Source organism: Pseudomonas sp. NPDC089401 (assembly GCF_044749485.1).
Classification (GTDB): domain Bacteria; phylum Pseudomonadota; class Gammaproteobacteria; order Pseudomonadales; family Pseudomonadaceae; genus Aquipseudomonas.
Genome location: NZ_JBIVIA010000002.1, coordinates 265,933 through 289,467 on the forward strand (window position 1 = coordinate 265,933; position 23,535 = coordinate 289,467).

Here is a 23,535-nt window from a genome sequence, read left to right on the forward strand (position 1 = left end):
CCGGCCTCTTCGCGGCGGTTCGACGCCTCGATAAACCCGCTCCCACAAGGACCGCGCAGTTTCTGAATACTGTGCAGTACCTGTGGGAGCGGGTTCACCCGCGAAGAGGCCGGTACAGGCTATTACCTGACCAGATGCAGGAACTGCATGTGCCGCTCGTACTGGTCGAGGATGTCGTTGATGATCTGCTCCTTGCTGTAGCCCACCAGGTCGTAGTTCTGGCTGCCTTCGCTCAGGTGCACTTCCGCCCGGTAGTAGCGGCGGTTCTTCAACTCCTGGGTACCCAGCCCACCCAGTGCGAACGACGGGGTGAAGTAGCCGCGCATCTGCACCTGGTAGATGAACGGCTGTTCCTCGCCATGGCCGACCTTGAGGCTGACGTTGTCATGGCTCGGGTCGTCCTGGGTCACCAGCACCAGCCCCTTCTGCTCGAACACCTCGCGCACATCGGCGATCGCCGGGCGCACCACGTCGTCCATGAAGCGGTACACCTCGTCGCGTGACGGGAAGTGCACCGCCTGGCTCAGGCGCTGGCGCCAGCCGCCCCGGCCACGGCGCGATTGCGCGAAGGGTGCCAGCGAGTGCATCTGCGCGATCTGCCGCTGGCTCTCCAGATAGAAGGCCTTGTGCAGCCCCCACATCATGCACAGCAGGATCAGCGAGAACGGCAGCGAAGTCAGCACCACCGCCGACTTCAGCGAGTCGATGCTGCCGGCGAACAGCAGGCCGCTGGTGATCAGCGCGGTCATCGCGCCCCAGAAGATGCGCAGCCAGTTCGGCCCGTCCTCGTCGGCACCGCCGCCCTTGGCGGACAGGGTCGACAGCACCACGGTGCCGGAGTCGGCCGAGGTGACGAAGAACACGAAGCTGATGAACACCGTCACGGCGATCACCACCTTGCTCCACGGGTAGGTTTCCAGCAGCAGGTACAAGCTCATGGACGGGTTGTCCAACGCCGACTGGCCAAGCGCGGTCATGCCGTGGTTGATCACCTGGTCCAGGGCACTGTTGCCGAAGATCGACATCCACGCCAGGGTGAAGCCCAGCGGGATCAGCAGCACGCCGAAGACGAACTCGCGGATGGTGCGCCCGCGCGAGATCCGCGCGATGAACAGCCCCACGAACGGCGCCCAGGCAATCCACCAGGCCCAGTAGAACACCGTCCAGCCACCCAGCCAGTCGCGCTGCTCGCCATAGGCGTACACGTCGAAGCTCTTGCGCGGCAGGGCGCCGAGGTAGTCGCCGAGGTTCTGGATGAGGGTGTTGAACAGGTGCTGGGTGGGCCCGGCGAACAGCACGAACAACAGCAGCGCACAGGCCAGGAACAGGTTGATGTCGCTCATCACCCGCACGCCCTTCTCGACCCCGGCGACCGCCACGGCCACCGCCGCGCCCATCATCAGCGCGATCAGGATCACCTGCACCCACTGGCTGTGGCTGATGCCGAACAGGTAGTCGAGGCCGGCGTTCAGGTGCAGCACGCCAAAGCCCATGTCGGCGCCCAGGCCGAACACCGTGGCGATGATGCCGAAGCCGTCCACCGCGTAGCCGATCGGCCCGTTGATCCGCTTGCCGATCAGCGGGTACAGCGCCGAGCGCAGGGCCAGCGGCAGGTTGTGGCGGTAGGCGAAGTAGGCCAGCGCCATGCCGACGAAGGCGAACACCCCCCAGCCATGCAGGCCCCAGTGCAGGAACAGGATCTGCATGGCCTGGCGCCCGGCCTCGGCCGTGCCACCTTCGCCTTGCGGCGGTTGCAGCATGTGGGTCAGGGGTTCGGAGACGCAGAAGAAGAACAGCGTGATGCTGATGCCGGCGGCGAACAGCATGCCGGCCCAAGACAGGTAGCTGAACTCGGGTTCGTCATGGTCGGCGCCCAGCTTGATCTTGCCGTAGCCGGACAACGCGGTGACCACCACGAACACCAGGTACAGGGTCATGGCCAGCATGTAGTACCAGCCGACCGTATTGGCCGCCCAGTTCTGCGCCGCCATCAGCCACTCGCCGGAGGCTTGCGGGAAGGCGATCACCACCAGGCCGAAGAGCAGGATGAAACTCGCCGCGAAATAGAACACCGGGGGGTTCATGCGGATCTTGCCATTGGCAAGGGAGGGGGACGGTGCACTCATGAAACAGGCACCTCGTCGTCGATCGACGTGAGGCTCGGATTGAACGGGTTCAGCAAAGGAATCCTCCTGATGAACACCGGCAGCGGACCAGCGTTTTTCGTTGAACAAGCGTTCAAGTTAAACATGGATCGGATTTCAAAGCGAACCGGGGCGCCCATCGGTGCCCTCCTGTTCCGGCCCTTTCGCGGGCAAGCCCGCTCCCACAAGTACGCCACATCATTCAGGATCTGTGGGGTTCCTGTGGGAGCGGGTTTACCCGCGAAGAGGCCGGTACAGATTTCGTATCAGTTCTTGTCCTGGCAATCCAGCTGCAGGTTGGCCTGGGTGATGTTGCTCGCTGCCGGCACGCTGCGGGTCAGCCACACATTGCCGCCAATGGTCGAGCCCTGGCCGATGGTAATCCTGCCCAGGATGGTCGCCCCGGCGTAGATCACCACATCGTCCTCGACGATCGGGTGACGCGGCAGGCCTTTGTGCAGGGTGCCCGACTCGTCGCTGGGGAAACGCTTGGCGCCCAGGGTCACCGCCTGGTAGATACGCACCCGCTCGCCGATGATCGCCGTCTCGCCGATCACCACACCGGTGCCGTGGTCGATGAAGAAGCTCTGGCCGATCTGCGCCCCCGGGTGGATGTCGATGCCGGTCGCCGAATGCGCCAGCTCCGAACTGATCCGCGCCAGCAACGGCAGCCCGGCCTGGTACAGGTGGTGGGCCAGGCGGTGGTGGATGATCGCCAGGATCCCCGGGTAGCACAGCAGCACCTCGTCGACGCTGCGCGCCGCCGGGTCGCCGTGGTAGGCCGCCAGCACGTCGGTGTCGAGCAGCACCCGCAGGCCCGGCAGGGCCGCGGCAAAATCCTGGATCAGGCGCAGGGCATGGGCGTCGATACCTTCCAGCTCTGCGCGGCTCTGCCGTGCGGCGTAGCGCAGCTCCAGCCGCGCCTGGGCCAGCAGTGCGGTAAGGGCGGCATCGAGGGTGTGGCCGACGTAGAAGTCTTCGCTTTCCTCACGCAGGTCGACCGGCCCCAGGCGCATCGGGAACAGCGCCCCGCACAGCTGCTCGAGGATCTGCCGCATCGCTTCGCGCGACGGCAACTCGCGCCCGCCCTGCTCGCCGCTGCTGCGGCCATTGCGGCTGCGCCACTGCTCACGGGCGCCGCGCAGGCCGCTGACGATGCTGTGCAACTGCCAGTGCCCGGATGAAGGTTGTTCGCTCACGGTGTTCTCCTGCCAAAGGGGCCAACTTTTTTATCAGCAGGGCCGGCCTCTTCGCGGGTAAACCCGCTCCCACAGGTACTCCACATTACTCAGAATTTGTGGGGGCTCTGTGGGAGCGGGTTTACCCGCGAAGAGGCCGGGCCTGCCATGTGCAATCCACTCTACGGCAAATCCGCCCCTTGGAAAAAACAACGCTTTATTCCACTCTGCGCTAAGTCGGGCATAAGCGGCGATGACGGGGGCAGCAACCTGGCCTACCCTCAAAGCAGCCATGACCTGGCATCGCGATTAAAGGGAATAACAAAATAATTTTTTATTATTTCCAGGCCTATGCAGCCAACTTCTATAGTCGCCACCCACTACTTAAACAACAAGCGCGGGGTCTGACATGTCGAAATTCGCCAAACCGCTTCTCAACGCCAGCCTGGCCATCCTCCTGGGTGCCGGCCTGCTCGGCCAGGCCTTCGCCGGCGAGCAACTGAAGACCATCGAGAAGAACGGTGTGATCAACGTCGGCCTCGAAGGCACCTACCCACCGTTCAGCTTCCAGGACGAGAACGGCAAGCTGACCGGCTTCGAAGTGGAGCTGTCGGAATTGCTGGCCAAGGAACTGGGGGTCAAGGCCAAGATCCAGCCGACCAAATGGGACGGCATCCTCGCCGCCCTGGAGTCCAAGCGCCTGGACGTGGTGATCAACCAGGTAACCATCTCCGAGGAGCGCAAGAAGAAGTACGACTTCTCCGAGCCCTACACCGTTTCCGGGATCCAGGCGCTGATCCTGAAGAAGAAGGCCGAGCAGCTGAACATCAATGCCGCCCAGGACCTGGCCGGCAAGAAGGTCGGCGTGGGCCTGGGCACCAACTACGAGCAGTGGGTGAAGCAGGACGTGCCGAAGGCAGACGTGCGCACCTATGAAGACGACCCAAGCAAGTTCGCCGACCTGCGCAACGGCCGCATCGACGCCATCCTGATCGACCGCCTGGCGGCGCTGGAGTACGCCAAGAAGGCCACCGACACACAACTGGCCGGCGCTGCCTTCTCGCGCCTGGAAAGCGGCGTGGCCCTGCGCAAGGGCGAGCCTGAGCTGCTGGCGGCAATCAACAAGGCCATCGACAAGCTCAAGGCCGACGGCACGCTGGCCAAGCTGTCGGACAAATACTTCGGTGCCGATGTCACCAAATGATCGCTGAAAGCCTGCAACTCGTTGCCGATTCCGCGCCCTTCCTGCTCAAGGGCGCGGGTTACACCGTGCTGCTCAGCGTCGGCGGCATGTTCTTCGGCCTGGTGCTGGGGTTTGCCCTGGCACTGATGCGGCTGTCGAAGATCCTGCCGCTGGACTGGCTGGCGCGCATCTACGTGTCGTTCTTCCGTGGCACGCCGCTGCTGGTGCAGCTGTTCGTGATCTACTTCGGCATGCCGCAGATCGGCATCGAGCTCGACCCGATCCCGGCGTCGCTGATCGGCCTGTCGCTGAACATGGCCGCGTACATCTGCGAAATCCTCCGTGCCGCGATCTCCTCGATCGACCGTGGCCAGTGGGAAGCCGCCGCCAGCATCGGCATGACCCGCACCCAGGCGATGCGCCGGGCGATCCTGCCCCAGGCGCTGCGCACCGCGCTGCCGCCGCTGGGCAACAGTTTCATCTCGCTGGTCAAGGACACCGCCCTGGCGGCCACCATCCAGGTGCCCGAACTGTTCCGCCAGGCGCAACTGATCACCGCGCGCACCTTCGAGGTGTTCACCATGTACCTGGCGGTGGCGGTGATCTACTGGATCCTCTGCAGCATCCTCGCGCACTTCCAGAACCGCATGGAAGCGCGGGTCAACCAGCACGACCAGGAGCATTGAGATGATCGTAGTAGAAGGCCTGACCAAGCGGTTCAAGGGCCAGACCGTGCTCGACGGCATCGACCTGACCGTGCGGCCGGGCGAAGTGGTGGCGATCATCGGCCCCAGCGGCTCGGGCAAGACCACCTTCCTGCGCTGCCTCAACCTGCTGGAAACCCCGGATGCCGGGCGTATCCAGATCGGCAGCATCAGCATCGACGCCAATCGCCCGCTGGGGGGCCAGCAAGGTGCGATCCGCCGCTTGCGCCAGCAGGCCGGGTTCGTCTTCCAGAACTTCAACCTGTTCCCCCACCGCACCGCCCTGGACAACGTCATCGAGGGGCCGGTGATCGTCAAGAAGACACCCCGCGAGCAGGCTGTCGAGCTGGGCCGGCGCCTGCTGGCCAAGGTCGGCCTGGCCGGCAAGGAAGACGCCTACCCGCGGCGCCTGTCCGGCGGCCAGCAACAACGTGTGGCGATTGCCCGCGCGCTGGCCATGGAGCCGGAGGTGATCCTGTTCGACGAGCCCACCTCGGCGCTCGACCCTGAACTGGTCGGCGAAGTACTGGAGACCATCCGCGGCCTGGCCGAGGAAAAGCGCACGATGATCATCGTCACCCACGAGATGAGCTTTGCCCGGGATGTGGCCAACCGGGTGATCTTCTTCGACAAGGGCGTGATCGTCGAACAGGGCGAGGCCAAGGCATTGTTTGCCAGCCCGAAGGAAGAGCGCACCCGGCAGTTCCTGCGCAAGTTCCTCGGGACTGCCGCTTCCGAATAACCCTGTACTGGCCTCTTCGCGGGTAAACCCGCTCCCACAGTTTTGAATGCTGTGCCGTCCCTGTGGAAGCGGGCTCACCCGCGAAGAGGCCGGCACATCCAGCACAACTCCCCTCTTCTATACATATTCCAAATATTTAGTTCATAAACTTTTGATAAGCCATTAGGGTATATGAACCGGACCACCGGACCAGCAAATGTCTGTCGCCATCAGCTGAAGCGACGCATCCACTTTTGTGAGGTTCGGTTCTGATGACCACCCAGCCAAATACCCCTTTCCACAGCGACCTCGACAGTTCGCCCCTGCTGCTGCCGGCCAAGGTGTTGCGCAACGACGCCGAAGCCCTGCAAGCGGCCCGCGAACTGGCCGACGCCGCCCGCGAACAGGCTGCCCGCCGCGACCGCCAGCGCAAGCTGCCGTGGGCCGAAATCGAACAGTTCACCCGCAGCGGCCTGGGCAGCATCAGCGTGCCCAAGGCCCATGGCGGCCCCGATGTCTCCTTTGCCACCATCGCCGAGGTGTTCCGCCTCATCAGCGCCGCCGACCCGGCCCTGGGGCAGATCCCGCAGAACCAGTTCGGCGTGCTGCAACTGCTGCGCCTGACCGCCAGCGAGGCCCAGCAGGCGCTGATCTTCCGCAGCGTGCTGGACGGCTGGCGCATCGGCAACGCCGGGCCCGAGCGCGGTACCAAGGACACCCTGACCCTCAAGGCACGCATCAGCCGCAGCGCTGACGGTTATCGCCTCAGCGGCGAGAAGTTCTATTCCACCGGTGCCCTGTTCGCCCACTGGGTGGCCGTCAAGGCCCTGGACGACGAAGGCCGCCAGCGCCTGGCCTTCGTCCGCCGTGGCAGCCCGGGGCTGCGCATCGTCGATGACTGGTCCGGCTTCGGCCAGCGCACCACCGCCAGCGGCACCGTGCTGCTCGACCAGGTGCCGGTGGATGCGGAGCTGGTGATCGACAACTGGCGCCAGCGCGACCTGCCCAGTATCCAGGGCGCGGGGTCGCAGTTGATCCAGGCCGCGATCGATGCCGGCATCGCCGAAGCGGCCATTGCTGACGCCATCGCCTTCGTGCGCGACAAGTCGCGGCCGTGGATCGATGCCAATGTCGAGCGCGCCAGCGATGACCCTTATGTGATTGCCGACATCGGCCGCCTGAAGCTCGAACTGCATGCCGCCGAGGCGCTGCTGCGCAAGGCGGCGCGGGTGCTCGACGAGGTCAACGCCGGGCCGATCGATGCCGCTGCTGCGGCGCGGGCCTCGATTGCCGTGGCCGAGGCCAAGGTGCTGACCACCGAGGTTTCGTTGCAGGCCAGCGAGAAGCTGTTCGAGCTGGCCGGCAGCCGCGCGACCCTGGCCGAGTTCAACCTCGACCGGCACTGGCGCAATGCCCGGGTGCACACCCTGCATGACCCGGTGCGCTGGAAGTACCACGCGGTTGGCGCCTATCACCTGAACGGCACCTTGCCTGCCCGGCATTCCTGGATCTGATTTGAGGGCCTTGGGGCTGCTTTGCAGCCCTTTCGCGACGCAAGGCCGCTCCTACAGGAGGTAAGCGATCCCTTGTAGGAGCGGCCTTGCGTCGCGAAAGGGCCGCAGCGCGGCCCCATTGCCCCGGAGAACACCATGACAACATCCGTTATCACCAGCGACACCCAAGCCCTGGATGTCGCCACACACCTTGCCCAACAACTCCACCGCGACAGTGCCCTGCGCGACCGCGAGCGCCGCCTGCCCCACGCCGAGCTGGAGCTGTTCAGCCGCTCCGGCCTGTGGGCCATCAGCGTACCCAAGGCCTTCGGCGGCGCCGGCGTGTCCAGCGTCACCCTGGCCCAGGTCATCGCCCGCATCGCCCAGGCCGACGCCTCCCTCGGGCAGATCCCACAAAACCACTTCTACGCCCTCGAAGTGCTGCGCGTGAACGGCAGCCCCGAGCAGCAGCGCCGCCTCTACGCCGAAGTGCTGGCCGGTGCACGCTTGGGCAACGCCCTGGCCGAACTGGGCAGCAAGACCGCCCACGACCGCACCACCCGCCTGACCCGCGACGGTGCCGGCTACCGCATCAACGGCCGCAAGTTCTACGCCACCGGCGCGCTCTACGCCCAGCGCATCCCCACCTCGGTGATCGACGAGCAAGGCCGCCAGCAACTGGCCTTCGTCCCGGCCGACAGCCAGGGCCTGCAGGTGATCGACGACTGGAGCGGCTTCGGCCAGCGCACCACCGGCAGCGGCTCGGTGCAGTTCGACGACGTGTACGTCGACGAAGCCGACGTGGTGCCGTTCCAGAGTGCCTTCGAGCGCCCGACCCCGGTCGGCCCGCTGGCGCAGATCCTCCACGCCGCCATCGACACCGGCATCGCCCGCGCCGCTTACGAGGATGCCCTGCACTTCGTGCGCACGCGCAGCCGGCCCTGGATCGATTCCGGTCAGGACAAGGCCAGCGACGACCCGCTGACCCTGAAGAGCTTCGGCCACCTGGCGATCCGCCTGCACGCCGCCGAAGCGTTGCTCGAGCGCGCCGGCGAATACCTCGACCGCGCCCAGGCCGACAGCACCGCAGACAGCGTCGCCAGCGCCTCCATCGCGGTCGCCGAAGCCCGCGCCATCAGCACCGAGATCGCCCTCGCCGCCGGCACCACGCTGTTCGAGCTGGCCGGCAGCCAGGCCACCCTGGCCGAGCACAACCTCGACCGCCACTGGCGCAACGCCCGCGTGCACACCCTGCACGACCCGGTGCGCTGGAAGTACCACGCCATCGGCAACTACTACCTCAACGACCACAACCCACCACGCCGAGGGACGATCTGATGGCCAAGCAGCTGCTGCTCAATGCCTTCAACATGAACTGCATCGGGCATATCAACCACGGCCTGTGGACCCACCCACGGGACACCTCGACCCAGTACAAGAGCCTGGCCTACTGGACCGACCTGGCGCGCCTGCTGGAGCGCGGGCTGTTCGACGGCCTGTTCATCGCCGACATCGTCGGCACCTACGACATCTACGGCCAGTCGCTGGACGTGACCCTCAAGGAGTCGATCCAGCTGCCGGTCAACGACCCGTTGCTGCTGGTTTCGGCCATGGCCGCAGTGACCCGCCACCTGGGCTTCGGCCTCACCGCCAACCTCACCTACGAGGCGCCCTACCTGTTCGCCCGCCGTCTCTCGACCCTGGACCACCTGAGCGACGGCCGGGTCGGCTGGAACATCGTCACCGGCTACCTCGACAGCGCCGCCCGGGCCATGGGCCTGGAGCAGCAGCCGGAGCACGACCGCCGCTACGACCAGGCCGACGAATACCTGCAGGTGCTGTACCAGCTGCTCGAAGGCAGCTGGGCCGACGACGCCGTGGTCAATGACCGCGCCCGACGGGTGTACGCCGAGCCGGGCAAGGTGCGCAAGGTGCGCCACCAGGGCGAGTTCTACAAGGTCGAGGGCTACCACCTGTGCGAACCCTCGCCGCAGCGCACCCCGGTGCTGTTCCAGGCCGGCAGTTCGCCGCGCGGCCTGGCCTTCGCCGGCAACCATGCCGAATGCGTGTTCATCAGTGGCCAGGACAAGGCCGCCACCCGCGCCCAGGTCGACAAGGTGCGCGCCGCTGCCCAGGCCGCTGGCCGCGATCCACAGGCGGTGAAGGTGTTCATGGGCATCACGGTGATCGTCGCGCCCACCGAGCAACAGGCCCAGGCCAAGCATGCCGAGTACCTGCGCCATGCCAGCGCGGAAGCCGGCGTCGCGCACTTCGCCGCCTCCACCGGCATCGACTTCGCCGCCTTCGAGCTGGACGAGCCCATCGCCAGCGGCAAGGGCAATGCCATCCAGTCGGCCACCCGCCAGCTGCAGGAAAACGCCTGGACCCGCCGCCGCCTGCTGGAGCAGCACGCCCTCGGCGGGCGCTACGTGACCCTGGTCGGCGCGCCGGAACAAGTCGCCGAACAATTGATCGCCTGGATCGATGACACCGGCCTGGACGGCTTCAACCTGACCCGCACCGTCACCCCGGAAAGCTTCGAGGACTTCATCGACCTGGTGGTGCCGCAACTGCAGCAGCGCGGCCGCTACAAGACCGCCTACGCCGAAGGCACCCTGCGCGAAAAGCTGTTCGCCAGTGACCACCCGCACCTGCCCGCCGACCACCCCGGCTCGACCTACCGTCAAACCTCTGCCCCGACTGGAGCCCCGTCCCATGCTTGAGAAACTGTTCCGGCCCGTCGCGGCCATCGCCCTCACCCTCGGCCTGTCCGCCAGCGCGCTGGCCGCCGAACCGCTGAAGATCGGCACCACCTCGGCCTTCGCCATCCCGCTGGAAGCGGCGGTGGAAGAAGCCCACAAGCAAGGCCTGGAAGTGAAGCTGATCGAGTTCAGCGACTGGATCGCGCCCAATGTCAGCCTCAACAGTGGCGACATCGACGTGAACTACTTCCAGCACATCCCCTTCCTGGAGAACGCCAAGGCCGCCGCCGGCTTCAACCTGATCCCCTACGCCCCGGGCATCATCAACAACGTCGGCCTGTACTCGAAAAAGTACAAGGCCTTCGCCGATCTGCCCGAAGGCGCCAGCGTGGCCATCGCCAACGACCCGATCAACAGCGGCCGCGGCCTGCAACTGCTGGCCAAGGCCGGGCTGATCACGCTCAAGCCCGGCGTCGGCTACAAGGCCACCGAGGACGACATCACCGCCAACCCGAAGAAGCTGAAGATCCTCCAGGTCGAAGCCGTGCAGCTGGTGCGCGCCTATGACGACGCCGACCTGGTGCAGGGCTACCCGGCCTACATCCGCCTGGCCAACACCTTCGACGCCACCTCGGCACTGCTGTTCGACGGCCTGGAAAACAAGGAATACGTGATCCAGTTCGTCATCCGCCCGCAGAGCAAGGACGACCCGCGCCTGGCCAAGTTCGTCGACATCTACCAGCATTCGCCCGCCGTGCGCGCCGCGCTGAACAAGGCCCACGGCAGCCTGTACCAGGCCGGTTGGGAAGGCTGACATGAGCCAGGCCAACGCGCTCAGGGCGCCCAGCGCACAACCATCGCCGCCAACGGCCCGCGAGCAGGCGCTGCGCCCGGAGGTCAACCAGGCGCACATCCGCTTCATCGGCCTGGGCAAGACCTACCCCGGCCAGCAGCAGCCCGCACTGCACGGCATCGAGCTGAACATCCGCCGCGGCGAGATCTTCGGCATCATCGGCCGCAGTGGCGCCGGCAAGTCGTCGCTGCTGCGCACCATCAACCGCCTGGAGCAACCAAGCCAGGGCCGGGTGCTGATCGACCAGGTGGACATCGCGCCATTCGACGAAGACCAGCTGGTGGCGCTGCGCCGGCGCATCGGCATGATCTTCCAGCACTTCAACCTGATGTCGGCCAAGACCGTGTGGCAGAACGTCGAGCTGCCGCTGAAGGTGGCCGGCGTGGCCAAGGCCGAGCGCCAGCGCAAGGTGCGCGAGCTGCTGGCGCTGGTCGGCCTGCAGGAGAAGCACCACGTCTACCCGGCGCAGCTATCCGGCGGGCAGAAGCAGCGCGTCGGCATCGCCCGGGCGCTGGTGCATGACCCCGAGATCCTGCTGTGCGACGAGGCCACTTCGGCACTGGACCCGGAAACTACCGCCTCGATCCTCGAATTGCTGCGCGACATCAACCGGCGCCTGGGCCTGACCGTGGTGCTGATCACCCACGAGATGGCGGTGATCCGCGACATCTGCCAGCGCGTGGTGGTGCTTGAGCGTGGCGAAATCGTCGAGCAGGGCGACGTCTGGCGGGTATTCGGCAGCCCGCGCCACGAGGTGACCCGGACCCTGCTGACGCCTTTGCAGACCAAACTGCCCGAAGCCTTGCAGGCCAAGCTTCGGGCCAGCCCCATCAGCCGCGACAGCGCCGTGGTGCTCAAGCTCAGCGTGCTGGGTGAACCGGCCCTGTCCGACCTGTTCGCCGACCTCGGCGGGCGCGTGCGCCTGCTCCAGGGCGGCGTCGAAACCATTGGCGAGCACGCCCTGGGCCAGTTGATCCTGGCCGTGCAGGGGTCGCCGCACGACACCCATCAATTGCTCGAACATGCCCGTCACTGGGCCGAAGACGTGGAGGTACTGGGCCATGTGGTTTGATCGCTTGCTCGAAGGCTTGCTCGATACCCTGCTGATGGTCGGTGTGTCATCGTTGATCGCGCTGCTGGTGGGAGTACCGATGGCGGTGCTGCTGGTCACCAGCGACAAGGGCGGGATTTTCCAGGCGCCGCTGCTGAACCGGGTGCTGGGTGCCTTCGTCAACCTGTTCCGCTCGATCCCGTTCCTGATCCTGATGGTCGCGCTGATCCCCTTCACCCGCCTGCTGGTCGGCACCACCTATGGCGTCTGGGCCGCCGTGGTGCCGCTGACCATCGCCGCCACGCCGTTCTTTGCGCGGATAGCCGAGGTGAGCCTGCGCGAGGTCGACCATGGCTTGGTGGAGGCGGCGCAGGCCATGGGCTGCCGGCGCTGGCACATCGTCTGGCATGTACTGTTGCCCGAGGCACTGCCGGGGATCGTCGGCGGGTTCACCATCACCCTGGTGACGCTGATCAACTCATCGGCCATGGCCGGGGCGATTGGTGCTGGGGGGCTGGGGGATATTGCCTATCGCTATGGGTACCAGCGGTTCGACAGCCAGATCATGCTGACGGTAATTGCCATGCTGGTGGCGTTGGTGGCGTTGATCCAGGTGGGGGGGGACCGGCTGGCAAAAGGCTTGAACAAGCGCTGATGGCCTGGGGCTGCCTTGCAGCCCTTTCGCGACACAAGGCCGCTCCTACAGGAATACGCGACCCCTTGTAGGAGCGGCCTTGTGTCGCGAAAGGGCCGCAAAGCGGCCCCGGCAATCTCAGCCCCAGCGCAAATCCCCAGCCGCCACCGGCCGCCCGAACCAGTACCCCTGCCCCAGCTGGCACTGCTGCTCCAGCAGAAAACGCGCCTGCTCGGCCTGCTCGATCCCCTCGGCATGCACCTGCATGCCCATGCTCCGCGCCAGGGCGATGATCACCCGCACGATGGCGATGTCATCGTCATCCAGCGGCAACCCGGCAACGAAGCCCTGGTCGATCTTCAGCTTCTGCACCGGCATGCGCTTGAGCCGCAGCAACGACGAATAACCGGTACCGAAATCATCGATGGCCAGGTTCAAGCCCAGCTCGCGCAGGCGATGCAACTGCTCCAACGCCACCTCAGGGTCCTCCATCACCGCGCTCTCGGTCACTTCCAATTCCAGCAGCGCCGGGTCCAGGCCTGTCTCGTGCAGCACCTCGGCCACCTGCCGGTACAACTCGCGGTGGCCGAACAAGCGGCTGGAGATGTTCACCGCAACGAACTGCAGCGCGCGCCCTTCGGCCTGCCAGCACACCATCTGCCGACACGCCTGGCGCAGCACCCAGGCGTCGATCTCGGCGATCAACCCGGTGCGCTCGGCGATCGGGATGAATTCGCCCGGCGGCACCAGCCCGCGCTGGGGGTGCTGCCAGCGCACCAGTGCCTCGACGCCGACCATCTTCGCCGTGAACAGGTCGTGCACCGGCTGGAAGAACACCCGCAGTTCGTCCTGGGCCAGCGCCCGGCGCAGTTCGCCGGCGGTTTCCACCCGGTGCTGGGCATGGGCGGTCAGTTCCTCGGTGTACAACGCGTAGCAGGCGCGGCCGTTGCCCTTGGCCTTGAACAGCGCCGAGTCGGCATTGCGCAGCAACTGCGCGGCGCTCAAGGCATCGCTGGGGAACAGGCTGATGCCGACGCTGGCACTGACGAACAGCCGGTGGCCGTCGCAATCGAACGGCTCGCGCAGGCGCTCGATGATCTGCTGCGCCAGCTTGCCGGCCTGGCCGACCTGCTGGCAGTTCTCGGCCAGCACGCCGAATTCGTCGCCGCCCAGGCGCGCCAGGGTCACGCCGTTGCCCAGTTCATCGCGCAGGCGCTCGCCGACCAGCTTGAGCAACTGGTCGCCGATGGTATGGCCCAGGCCATCGTTGATGCTCTGGAAGTGATCGAGGTCGAGCAGCAGCAAGGCGCAGCCGCGCTTGTTGGCCTGCGCGGCGGCCAACGCATGTTCGACGCGGTCATTGAACAACAGCCGGTTGGGCAGGCCGGTGAGCGGGTCGTGGTGGGCCAGGTAGGCCAGTTCCTGCTCGGAGTGCTTGATCGCGCTGATGTCGCTGAACACCGCCACGTAATGGCTGAGCTCGCCACTGTCGTCGCGAATGGCGCAGATCGTCTGCCATTGCGGATAGATTTCACCACTTTTGCGGCGGTTCCAGATTTCCCCGCTCCACTCGCCCTTGGCGGCCAGGGTGGCGTAGATCTGCTGGTAGAACGGCACGCCGTGGCGCCCGGACTTGAACTTGCTCGGGCGCTGGCCGAGCACTTCGTCCTGCTGGTAGCCGGTGATGCGCATGAAGGCCCGGTTGACGTGCACGATCAGGCCCTGGCGGTCGGTGACCAGCACGCCTTCGAGGGTGCTGTCGAACACCGCCGCGGCCATGCGCAGGCGTTCACGGTCCTCGCTGCGCAGGCGGGCACCGATGCCGATGAAATTGAGCAGGCGGGCGCGCGACACGAAGATCAGCACGGCACTGAACAGCACCCAGAGCACCACGTTGATCTGCCGCCCCACGGTCAGCGCCAGGGGGTTGTCGGACATCGTGTGCAGCACCACCTCCGAGAGCACCAGCCAGAGGATCGAGAGCACCACATACAGCGCGGCCATGCGCAAGGCGTCGCGAACGGAAACAGACATGTCGGGGGGAATTGCCCATTGAAAAGGAAGGGGGATTATAAAGGCTGAAACATGCCGTGACTTCCTATCTGAAAGGGTGACTGGTTTTATTTGCCCGCCAAGGGATAATCACACCCTTCTCCCTGCATTACCGAGGGTTTCCTTACCTATGTGGTACAACGGTCTGCTCGACTTGTCGGCCTGGCAACTGGTTGGCGTCACCCTGCTGATGACCCACGTGACCATCGTCAGCGTCACGGTCTACCTGCATCGCTACTCCGCCCATCGCTCCCTGGAGCTCAATGGCGCGCTCAAGCACTTCTTCCGCTTCTGGCTGTGGCTGACCACGGCACAGAACACCCGCGAGTGGACCGCCGTCCACCGCAAGCACCACGCCAAGTGCGAAACCCCCGACGACCCGCACAGCCCGCTGTACAAGGGGCTGAGCACGGTGCTGCGCAAGGGCGCCGAGCTCTACCGCGAAGAGGCGCGCAACCCCGAAACCCTGCGCATCTACGGCAAGAACTGCCCGGACGACTGGATCGAGCGCAACCTCTATTCGCGCTACAAGCTCGGCGGCATCGCCGTCATGGCAGTGCTCGACCTGCTGCTGTTCGGCAGCATCGGCATCACCATCTGGGCCGTGCAGATGATGTGGATCCCGTTCTGGGCCGCCGGCGTGGTCAACGGCCTGGGCCACGCGCTCGGCTATCGCAATTTCGAATGCCGCGACGCCGCCACCAACCTGGTGCCGTGGGGCATCGTCATTGGCGGCGAAGAGCTGCACAACAACCACCACACCTACCCCAACTCGGCCAAGCTCTCGGTCAAGCGCTGGGAGTTCGACATGGGCTGGGCGTGGATCCGCCTGTTCTGCCTGCTGCGCCTGGCCAAGGTGCAACGTGTGGCACCCATCGCCCACCGGGTCGAGGGCAAGGCCAGCCTGGACATGGACACCGCCATGGCGATCCTCAACAACCGCTTCCAGATCATGGCCCAGTACCGCAAGCTGGTGATCGGCCCGCTGGTCAAGCAGGAGCTGGCCAAGGTCGACGCCTCGGTGCGCCACCGCTTCCGCCGTGCCAAGCGCCTGCTGTCGCGGGAAACCAGCCTGCTCGAAGACCGCCACCATGTGCGCATCGAGTCGATGCTCGCCCACAGCCAGGCGCTCAAGACCATCTACGAAAAACGCCTGGCCCTGCAGCAGATCTGGGCCCGCACCAGCGCCAACGGCCACGACATGCTGGCGGCCATGAAGGACTGGGTGCACGAGGCCGAAGCCAGCGGCATCCACGCCCTGCACGAATTCGCCACGCAGCTGAAAACCTACTCCCTGCGCCCTACCGGGGCCTGACCGCCGTTGATCGGCATGCCCCGCACCGGGGCATGCCCGGTTGGAACTTCCCCCCTGAAAATCCACTCAAACCCTGCACATCGCCCGCGCGGCGGGCTGGTTCGTGGCCGCGCGCTTCCCCGTCGAGAACCGCTCCGTGCACATGGCCAAGAACATCGATTCATCCCTGCCCGGCAATTCCCCTCCCGCAGCCGCCCAGACCCTGCTGGCCCTGCTCCACGCCCAAGGTGAAGTCGCCCGCCTGAGCGAGCGCGAGCAGCTCTACAGCTCGCTGCTCGACAGCGTCAACGCCGTGCTCTGGGCGTTCGACTGGGAAACCCGCCAGGTGCTCTACGTCAGCCCCGCCTACGAACGCATCTTCGGCCGCCCGGCCAGCCTGGTGCTGGCCGACTACAACGAATGGCGCGACAGCATCTACCCCGACGACCTGGAGTTCGCCGAGCGCAGCCTGGCCCAGGTGCTGCTCAAGGGCGCGGTGGAAGACCGCGAATACCGCATCATCAACGCCAGCGGCCAGGTGCGCTGGCTCAGCGACAAGTGCTACGTCAACCAGCAGCGCGACGGCGACCGGGTGATCATCGTCGGCATCGCCGAGGACATCACCGACAAGAAGCAGCTCGAAGGTGAACTGCAGCGCCTGGCCACCACCGACGTGCTGACCCAGAGCAGCAACCGCCGGCACTTCTTCGAGTGCGCCGAGCAGGCCTTCGTCAGCGCCCGGGAAGACGGCACGCCGCTGGCGTTCCTGCTGCTGGACATCGATGACTTCAAGCGTATCAACGACAGTTATGGCCACCAGGAAGGCGACCAGGTGCTGCAACGCATCGCCGACAGCGGCAAGGCCGTGCTACGCCGGGGCGATCTGTTCGGGCGGATAGGTGGCGAAGAGTTTGCCGCGGTGTTCCCGGGCTGCAATGCGCAGGTGGCGGAGCAGATCGCCGAGCGTTTGCAGCGGGAGATCCAGCGGCTGGGGTTCAGCCATGGTGATGAGCGCTACAGCGTGACGGTGAGCCAGGGGCTGACCGGATTGACCGATGAGGACGAGTCGCTGGACAGCCTGTTCGGCCGGGCAGACGCGGCGATGTACCAGGCCAAGCGCCAGGGCAAGAACCAGATTGTCAGGGGGTGACGCCCTGGAACAGCCGCCGGGCAATGGTTGAGGTTTGCACCGTATTTGTGGGAGCGGGTTCACCCGCGAACACCGGCAAAGCCGGTGCCATCCGCTGCGTGGGATCGAGCGCCGCTCGCGCGGCGCATCGCGAGCAAGGCTAGCTCCTACGGCAGATCGCTGTCTGGTGCGGGCTCAGGCTCAGCTGGCTTGCCTTCGGGGTTCTCCACCTTGCGCAACCGGCTCAGTTCCGGCAGCGACACCTTCAGCAAACGCGCCGTCTTGCTGTCGGCCACCTTCTCCAGCCCCTGGTCCGCCGGCAGGCGCGCCAGCTGACCGGCCAGGTTCATGGCGAGGATTTCCCGCGAATACACCCCGCCACCAAGCTGGTAGATCGCCGCGATCAGCTCGCGCAGGCTCAGCGGCAAGCGCCAGCGGGTGCGCAGGGCCGAGCCGAATGCCGCGCCGAATTCGCCCAGCGACTGCTGCACCTGCCCCTCGTCCAGCTCGCCCCCGGCCAGCCGCCACTCCTGCAGGGAGCGCAACACCGCCAGGTCACCCAGCGAATGCAGCAGGCCAGCGCAGTAGCAGCGCTCCTGCTCCAGGTCGAGCATGCGCGCCAACGAGCGAGCGTATTCGGCGGTGTGCAGCGACAGGTTCCAGTAGCGGGTGGCGTGCTGGGTCAGCAGCGGATCGCTCAGGCGGGCGCTGCGTTTGAGGGTCATGCCCAGGATCAGGTTCATGCTCTGGGTGCTGCCAAGCTTGTTCAACGCCTGCAGCAAGGTCTGCACCGGGGCATCCCGGTGCAGGGCGGCACTGTTGGCGGCCGCGATCAGCACGGCGGTGATCTGCGGGTCGTCGCGCACCTCCTCTTCCAGCACCTTGAGGTTCAGGCCCTGGGGGTTGAGTGCACGCTTGATCGCCTGCTGCACGTCGGTGAACAGCGGCCCGCCATCGGCAGTGGCGCGACGCTGCTCCAGGTAATCCTTGAGCTTCACCCCAGGCAGCAAGGCCGGGATCGGGCACGACACTTCCTCGCCCGCATGCAGCAGCAGGACTTCCAGGCGCTTGCGCAGCTTGTCGAAGTTCAGCGGCTTGCTCAGGTACTCGGTGGGGTGGAAACGCAGGGTTTCCTTCACGCTGGCGGGGTCACTGCGTTCGCTCAGGAGAATGAACGGCAACGCCGACTTCTCGCCCTGGGCGCGGACCTTGCGCAGCAGGTCGAGGCCATCGCCGCTGGGCAACTCGCGCGCCGCGATGATCAGGTCCGGCTTGCTCGACAGGGCATTGATCGCCTGGGAGCCGTCGGCGCACACCTGCAACCGGGCGTCGCAGCGCACGCTGAGCAACATTTCCCGGAGCATGTCGCGCACCCAGGGGTCGCCCTCGACGATCAATACGCTAGGTGGGGTGGGGTCTGCAGCACTCATGGCCAACTCCTGAATATCCCTGACACACGGTCCCTCGCAGCTTCCAACGCAAGTCCTTCCACAACCATAGCGCCACCAGGCTTTTCTGGGCACAAAAAAAACCCGCCGAGGCGGGTTTTTTTTAGAAGCACGTCACATCAGGCGAGTTCAGCGAAGCACTCTTCGATGATGGCCAGGCCTTTTTCCAGCAGCGCGTCTTCGGCGGTCAGCGGAACCAGGATACGCAGGACGTTGCCGTAGGTGCCGCAGGACAGCAGGATCAGACCCTTGTCGCGCGCCTTGGCCACAACCTGGGCAACGGCAGCGGCGTTCGGGGTGTGGGTGCCTTTTTCGAAGACTTCCACAGCAATCATCGAACCCAGGCCACGGACGTCGCCGATGATCGGGTGCTTTTCCTGGATCTTGCGCAGGCCAGCGGTCAGCAGCTCGCCAACGGCCTTGCTGCGGTCCAGCAGCTTCTCTTCCTCGAACACCTCGATCACGGCCAGGGCCGCGGCGCAGGCGATTGGCGAACCGGCATAGGTGCCGCCCAGGCCGCCCGGGGCGATGGCGTCCATGTACTCGGCCTTGCCGCATACACCGGCCAGCGGGAAGCCGCCAGCGATGGACTTGGCGAAGGTGGTCAGGTCAGGCGCGACGCCCATCTGCTCCATGGCGAAGAAGGTGCCGGTACGGCCTGCGCCGGTCTGCACTTCGTCGGCGATCAGCAGGATGCCGTGCTTGTCGCACAGCTCGCGCAGGCGCTTCATCAGCTCTTTCGGCGCTGGCAGGAAGCCGCCTTCGCCTTGTACCGGCTCGAGGATGATCGCAGCGATGTCGCGTGGTTCGGCGTCGTTCTTGAAGATGCGCTCGACCGAGGCGATGGCGTCGTCAACGCTCACGCCGTGCAGCTCGCTCGGGAACAGGGCGCGGAACACGCCGCCTGGCATCAGGCCCATGCCAGCGGAGTACGGCACGACCTTGCCGGTCAGGCCCAGGGTCATCATGGTGCGGCCGTGGTAGCCGCCGGTGAAGGCGATCACGCCAGCGCGGCCAGTGGCGGCACGGGCGATCTTCACGGCGTTTTCAACGGCTTCGGAGCCGGAGGTGACCAGCAGGGTCTTCTTGTCGAAGTCGCCCGGCACCAGCTTGTTGATCTTTTCGCACAGCTCGACGTAAGGCTCGTAGGCCAGCACCTGGAAGCAGGTGTGGCTGACCTTGGTCAGCTGCTCTTGCACGGCTGCAACCACTTTCGGGTGCAGGTGGCCGGTGTTCAGTACTGCGATGCCGCCGGCGAAGTCGATCAGTTCGCGGCCTTCAACGTCGATCACGGTCGCGTTCTTCGCCGATTCGACGAAGATCGGGTGGATCTGGCCAACGCCACGTGGGACGGCGGCGACACGACGTTGCATCAAGGATTCGTTGGTCTTGCTCATAGTGCCCTCATTGCGCCGAGTGGCGGCGCTTTTATTCGGGGGTGGCTGGCTGCATTGGCGAACAGTATTCGTTGATCGACTGCCGAAAATGCCCTGGCCACCAGGTGCTGCATGTCAAAAAGGCCAGCGAGACGTCGCTCTCGCGCCCCGCTGGCAGAGGTAAAGCCTTTACCGTGCGATCAGACGCTGATGCACAGGTACTTGATTTCGAGGTAGTCCTCGATACCGTACTTGGAGCCTTCGCGGCCCAGGCCCGAGGCCTTGATGCCGCCGAACGGCGCGACTTCGTTGGAGATCAGGCCGGTGTTGATGCCGACCATGCCGTATTCCAGGGCCTCGGCGACACGGAACACACGGCTCATGTCACGGGCATAGAAGTACGAGGCCAGGCCGAACTCGGTGTCGTTGGACATGGCGATGACTTCGGCCTCGTCCTTGAAGCGGAACAGCGGCGCCAGTGGGCCGAAGGTCTCTTCCTTGGCGACGGCAGCAGTCTTCGGTACGTCGACCAGGATGGTCGGTTCGAAGAAGTTGCCTTCGATCAGCTTGCCACCGGACAGCACTTTGGCGCCTTTGGACACGGCGTCTTCAATGTGTTCCTGAACCTTGGCGACAGCCTTGCCGTCGATCAGCGGGCCAGTGGTGGTGCCGTCTTCCAGGCCGTTACCGATCTTCAGCTTGGCGACAGCGGCGGCCAGCTTCTCGGCGAACGCGTCGTAGACGCCGTCCTGCACGTAGATACGGTTGGCGCAGACGCAAGTCTGGCCGTTGTTGCGGTACTTGGAGATGATCGCGCCCTCGACCGCCTTGTCCAGGTCGGCGTCGTCGAACACGATGAACGGAGCGTTGCCGCCCAGCTCCAGGGAAACCTTCTTGATGTCCTTGGCGCATTCTTCCATCAGCTGGCGACCGATTTCGGTCGAGCCGGTGAAGGACAGCTTGCGTACCAGGGAGTTGCCGGTCAGCTCGCCGCCGACTTCGCCAGCGCTGCCGGTAACCACGCTCAGCACGCCAGCCGGGATGCCGGCACGGGTGGCCAGCTCGACCAGGGCCAGGGCGGAGTACGGGGTCTGCGAGGCAGGCTTGAGCACCATGGTGCAGCCAGCGGCCAGGGCCGGGCCGGCTTTACGGGTGATCATGGCGGCCGGGAAGTTCCACGGGGTGATGGCCGCGGTGACGCCGATCGGCTGCTTGATGACGATCAGGCGCTTGTCTGGCTGGTGGCCCGGGATGGTGTCGCCGTAGACGCGCTTGGCTTCTTCGGCGAACCACTCGATGAACGAGGCGGCGTAGGCGATTTCGCCCTTGGCTTCGGCCAGTGGCTTGCCTTGCTCGGTGGTCATCAGGCGAGCCAGGTCGTCCTGGTTCTCGATCATCAGTTCGAACCAGCGACGCAGCTTGTTCGAGCGCTCTTTGGCGGTCAGTGCGCGCCAGGCCGGCAGGGCCTTGTCGGCAGCTTCGATGGCGCGGCGGGTTTCCGCGGTGCCCATCTTCGGCACGGTACCGATGACTTCACCCGTGGCCGGGTTGGTCACGTTGATGGTCTGACCGTTATCCGCATCCAGCCACTCACCGTTGATGAAGGCTTGCTGGCGGAACAACTGAGCGTCTTTGAGCTGCATGTCGGCTTCCCGAAATTGTTGATTGTTTGAAAAGCGCCCAAGGCAGGGCATCGAGCGTTTGAAATCTCAAACGAATGCTAAGCGGCTGCTGGGGTGTTGGACAATAGCCTGTTCGAAAAAAAGAACGAATGGTTGAACACCCCATCGAAAATTTCATGATTTGCATGAAATGCGACCGGCCCCTTCGCGGGTAAACCCGCGAAGGGGCCGGTACAGGTTAGACGAACGAGCTGAAAAAAATGTGAATCAGAAGGCTTTGGCCAAATCGATCACCAACGCCCGGTAACCCACGGACCCTGGCTGACGGCTATGCACCTTGAGCTCCACCAGCACCTCCTGGGTCCCCCGCCGCACTTCGTTCAGCACCGTGGTGGTCAGCTTCTCCGGCGTCAGGAAATTCACCGAAGCCGAATAGATGAACTGGGTATCGGTCTCCGGCCGGTAAGCCACCACCGAAGTCACCGGGCTGTACCACTCGTCGCCGCGTTCCTTGCCATACTCCCAAACCTGCTCGACCGTGCCCTTGGCCTCGTCGATCCTGTACTCCACCGCCCGGCTGTAGTTGCCGCTGAGCTTGGTCGGGGCAAAGTCGCGCCCCCAGCCATTGTCGAACACGGTCAGCGTGCCTTTGCCAGTGAGCCAGGCAGTGTGCTGGGTCCAGGACCAGTCGAAGCCTTCGCTGGCGATCGGCTTGAGCACCTTGCCCTGCAAGTGCTGCGGCCAGCCCTGGGGCGAGGCCAGAATCCACTTGACCTGTTTGTCACGGCCAATCTTGACCACACCCTGGTGGCGCGCTGAAACGATAATGCTGTCGTCATCGGCGTCGTAGTCGATGGCATTGACGTGGGCCCAGTTGCGCCCGGTACCCACGCCCGGGGTATCGCCGAACGGCAGGTCACCTTCGGCCAGTTCGTTGGCCAGCCGGTCATCCTGCTTCTGTACCCCAGCCGGGAGCTGGATCGCCGCCTTGCCCAGGGTTTCCAGCAGGTCGCCGCGATAGGGGTCGAGGATCTGGTTGAGGTCCCAGAAGTCCAGAACGTCCCCTGCCTCGCTGACCTCGATGATATGGTCACGGATCGAGCGCACGCGCTTGCCGTCCGGGCGGCGGTAGTCGCTGGTGCCGACGCGCAGCAGGTAGGTGCCGTTGGCGGTTTCGCGGATTTCGTGGGAGAAGTCGGCGAACTTGTCCGGCAGGCTGCGCTGCCAGATGCGCCGGCCGAGCAGGTCGTACTTGGAATAGGTCTGGCCCTGGCCCCAGATCAGCTTGCCGTCGCGGGTCTGCTGGAAGCCCATGGTCCCGCCCAGGGCGTCGCGGCGGTTGGAGTCGTGGATCTGCTCGATGTCCAGGTACCAGCGCACATCGCCGTTGCTGTCGGCGATCCAGTTGTTGCCGACCTGGTCCCACTCGGCGGCGCCGCCCAGGGCATTCCACTTGAAGGCACGGCCACCGGGGATGTCGCCTTGCAGGTGGTTGAACAGGTACAGGCGCTGCTCGAAGCCCGGCGCCACCTTGATCGGCTGCACTTCCGGCAGCGCTGCGGTCTGTCTGGCCACCACCGGCAGGCGCACGGCCGGGGCGTAGATCTGGTACTGCTCGCGCACCCGCTCGCCGTCGAGCTTGTAGGTCACTTCCACCAGGTTGACGTGGTCGGGGTACAGCCCGAATACCGGGATGCCGCCATAGGTCCACAGCGAGCGGTCGGACACGTCATAGACGATGTCCACCCCGCGCTCGCCCTTGCCACGCACCCGCACATGGGCCGCGCTCAGGCTGCGCCCGCCGTCGCGGATGATCGCGGTCAGCGGCGCCAGGCGGTACGGGTTGACCACCACGTCGCCGAGCAGCGCGGCATCGCGCTCCGGCACCTTGGCAGTGAGGCAGGCGCCTTCGGGCAGCGCGGGGGTTTCGGTCTTGGCATTCATGGCAAAG

At 65.4% G+C, this 23,535-nt stretch carries 19 protein-coding genes; 11 read left to right on the top strand and 8 right to left on the bottom strand.

The features are described from left to right. Nucleotides 1–122: 122 nt before the first annotated feature. From betT to epsC, 3 genes are all read right to left on the bottom strand, one after another. On the bottom strand, nucleotides 123–2,084 hold the full coding sequence (gene betT / locus ACIP21_RS05360) for a choline transporter BetT (RefSeq protein WP_400685868.1): 1,962 nt from the start codon (nucleotides 2,082–2,084) through the stop codon (nucleotides 123–125). 38 nt (nucleotides 2,085–2,122) lie between these two features. Next, nucleotides 2,123–2,284, bottom strand: coding sequence for a hypothetical protein (locus tag ACIP21_RS05365; protein ID WP_400684846.1), 162 nt, complete (start codon nucleotides 2,282–2,284; stop codon nucleotides 2,123–2,125). A gap of 126 nt (nucleotides 2,285–2,410) precedes the next feature. Beyond that, on the bottom strand, nucleotides 2,411–3,343 hold the full coding sequence (gene epsC / locus ACIP21_RS05370) for a serine O-acetyltransferase EpsC (RefSeq protein WP_400684849.1): 933 nt from the start codon (nucleotides 3,341–3,343) through the stop codon (nucleotides 2,411–2,413). Nucleotides 3,344–3,731: 388 nt separating this feature from the next. Here epsC and tcyJ point away from each other — a divergent pair, with 388 nt between their 5' ends. From tcyJ to ACIP21_RS05415, 9 genes are all read left to right on the top strand, one after another. Continuing rightward, nucleotides 3,732–4,526: a cystine ABC transporter substrate-binding protein gene (gene tcyJ, locus ACIP21_RS05375; RefSeq protein WP_400684852.1), complete on the top strand. Its 795-nt coding sequence runs from the start codon at nucleotides 3,732–3,734 to the stop codon at nucleotides 4,524–4,526. Beyond that, the gene (gene tcyL / locus ACIP21_RS05380; protein WP_400684855.1) at nucleotides 4,523–5,191 is read left to right on the top strand and encodes a cystine ABC transporter permease; all 669 of its coding nucleotides are present in this window, start codon (nucleotides 4,523–4,525) and stop codon (nucleotides 5,189–5,191) included. Before tcyJ ends, tcyL begins: the two co-directional genes overlap by 4 nt. A gap of 1 nt (nucleotide 5,192) precedes the next feature. After that, nucleotides 5,193–5,951, top strand: a complete 759-nt coding sequence (gene tcyN / locus ACIP21_RS05385; protein ID WP_400684858.1) for an L-cystine ABC transporter ATP-binding protein TcyN — start codon at nucleotides 5,193–5,195, stop codon at nucleotides 5,949–5,951. Nucleotides 5,952–6,202: 251 nt separating this feature from the next. Further along, nucleotides 6,203–7,444, top strand: coding sequence for an SfnB family sulfur acquisition oxidoreductase (locus ACIP21_RS05390; protein WP_400684861.1), 1,242 nt, complete (start codon nucleotides 6,203–6,205; stop codon nucleotides 7,442–7,444). 135 nt (nucleotides 7,445–7,579) lie between these two features. Continuing rightward, nucleotides 7,580–8,761 (top strand): SfnB family sulfur acquisition oxidoreductase, encoded by a 1,182-nt coding sequence (locus tag ACIP21_RS05395; protein ID WP_400684864.1) that lies wholly within the window; start codon nucleotides 7,580–7,582, stop codon nucleotides 8,759–8,761. Then, a complete protein-coding gene (locus tag ACIP21_RS05400; protein ID WP_400684867.1) occupies nucleotides 8,761–10,146 on the top strand; it encodes an LLM class flavin-dependent oxidoreductase in 1,386 nt (461 codons plus the stop codon). The genes ACIP21_RS05395 and ACIP21_RS05400 overlap by 1 nt, the downstream gene beginning before the upstream one ends. After that, a complete protein-coding gene (locus ACIP21_RS05405; protein ID WP_400684870.1) occupies nucleotides 10,139–10,939 on the top strand; it encodes a MetQ/NlpA family ABC transporter substrate-binding protein in 801 nt (266 codons plus the stop codon). Before ACIP21_RS05400 ends, ACIP21_RS05405 begins: the two co-directional genes overlap by 8 nt. 1 nt (nucleotide 10,940) lies before the next feature. Then, the gene (locus ACIP21_RS05410; protein WP_400684873.1) at nucleotides 10,941–12,050 is read left to right on the top strand and encodes a methionine ABC transporter ATP-binding protein; all 1,110 of its coding nucleotides are present in this window, start codon (nucleotides 10,941–10,943) and stop codon (nucleotides 12,048–12,050) included. Continuing rightward, nucleotides 12,040–12,684: a methionine ABC transporter permease gene (locus ACIP21_RS05415; protein ID WP_400684876.1), complete on the top strand. Its 645-nt coding sequence runs from the start codon at nucleotides 12,040–12,042 to the stop codon at nucleotides 12,682–12,684. Before ACIP21_RS05410 ends, ACIP21_RS05415 begins: the two co-directional genes overlap by 11 nt. A 117-nt stretch (nucleotides 12,685–12,801) precedes the next feature. Here ACIP21_RS05415 and dibA read toward each other — a convergent pair whose 3' ends face one another. Further along, complete coding sequence (dibA, locus tag ACIP21_RS05420) at nucleotides 12,802–14,697, bottom strand: phosphodiesterase DibA (RefSeq protein ID WP_400684879.1); 1,896 nt, start codon at nucleotides 14,695–14,697, stop codon at nucleotides 12,802–12,804. A 148-nt stretch (nucleotides 14,698–14,845) separates the two neighbouring features. Between dibA and desA the strand changes: the two genes are divergently transcribed. Both desA and ACIP21_RS05430 read left to right on the top strand, forming a co-directional pair. Next, entirely contained in the window at nucleotides 14,846–16,030 is a 1,185-nt protein-coding gene (desA, locus tag ACIP21_RS05425; protein WP_400684882.1) for a delta-9 fatty acid desaturase DesA, read from the top strand. A gap of 142 nt (nucleotides 16,031–16,172) precedes the next feature. Further along, nucleotides 16,173–17,159: a GGDEF domain-containing protein gene (locus tag ACIP21_RS05430; RefSeq protein WP_400685871.1), complete on the top strand. Its 987-nt coding sequence runs from the start codon at nucleotides 16,173–16,175 to the stop codon at nucleotides 17,157–17,159. 146 nt (nucleotides 17,160–17,305) lie between these two features. On the opposite strand, the gene ACIP21_RS05435 is transcribed toward ACIP21_RS05430, so the two are convergent. The 4 genes from ACIP21_RS05435 to ACIP21_RS05450 form a co-directional block, all read right to left on the bottom strand. Next, nucleotides 17,306–18,568 (bottom strand): HDOD domain-containing protein, encoded by a 1,263-nt coding sequence (locus tag ACIP21_RS05435; protein ID WP_400684885.1) that lies wholly within the window; start codon nucleotides 18,566–18,568, stop codon nucleotides 17,306–17,308. A gap of 137 nt (nucleotides 18,569–18,705) precedes the next feature. After that, nucleotides 18,706–19,983, bottom strand: a complete 1,278-nt coding sequence (gene gabT / locus ACIP21_RS05440) for a 4-aminobutyrate--2-oxoglutarate transaminase (RefSeq protein ID WP_400684888.1) — start codon at nucleotides 19,981–19,983, stop codon at nucleotides 18,706–18,708. A gap of 179 nt (nucleotides 19,984–20,162) precedes the next feature. Beyond that, a complete protein-coding gene (gabD, locus tag ACIP21_RS05445) occupies nucleotides 20,163–21,605 on the bottom strand; it encodes an NADP-dependent succinate-semialdehyde dehydrogenase (RefSeq protein ID WP_400684891.1) in 1,443 nt (480 codons plus the stop codon). Between the two features lie 246 nt (nucleotides 21,606–21,851). Beyond that, nucleotides 21,852–23,528, bottom strand: coding sequence for an aryl-sulfate sulfotransferase (locus ACIP21_RS05450; protein WP_400684894.1), 1,677 nt, complete (start codon nucleotides 23,526–23,528; stop codon nucleotides 21,852–21,854). Between the last annotated feature and the right edge of the window lie 7 nt (nucleotides 23,529–23,535).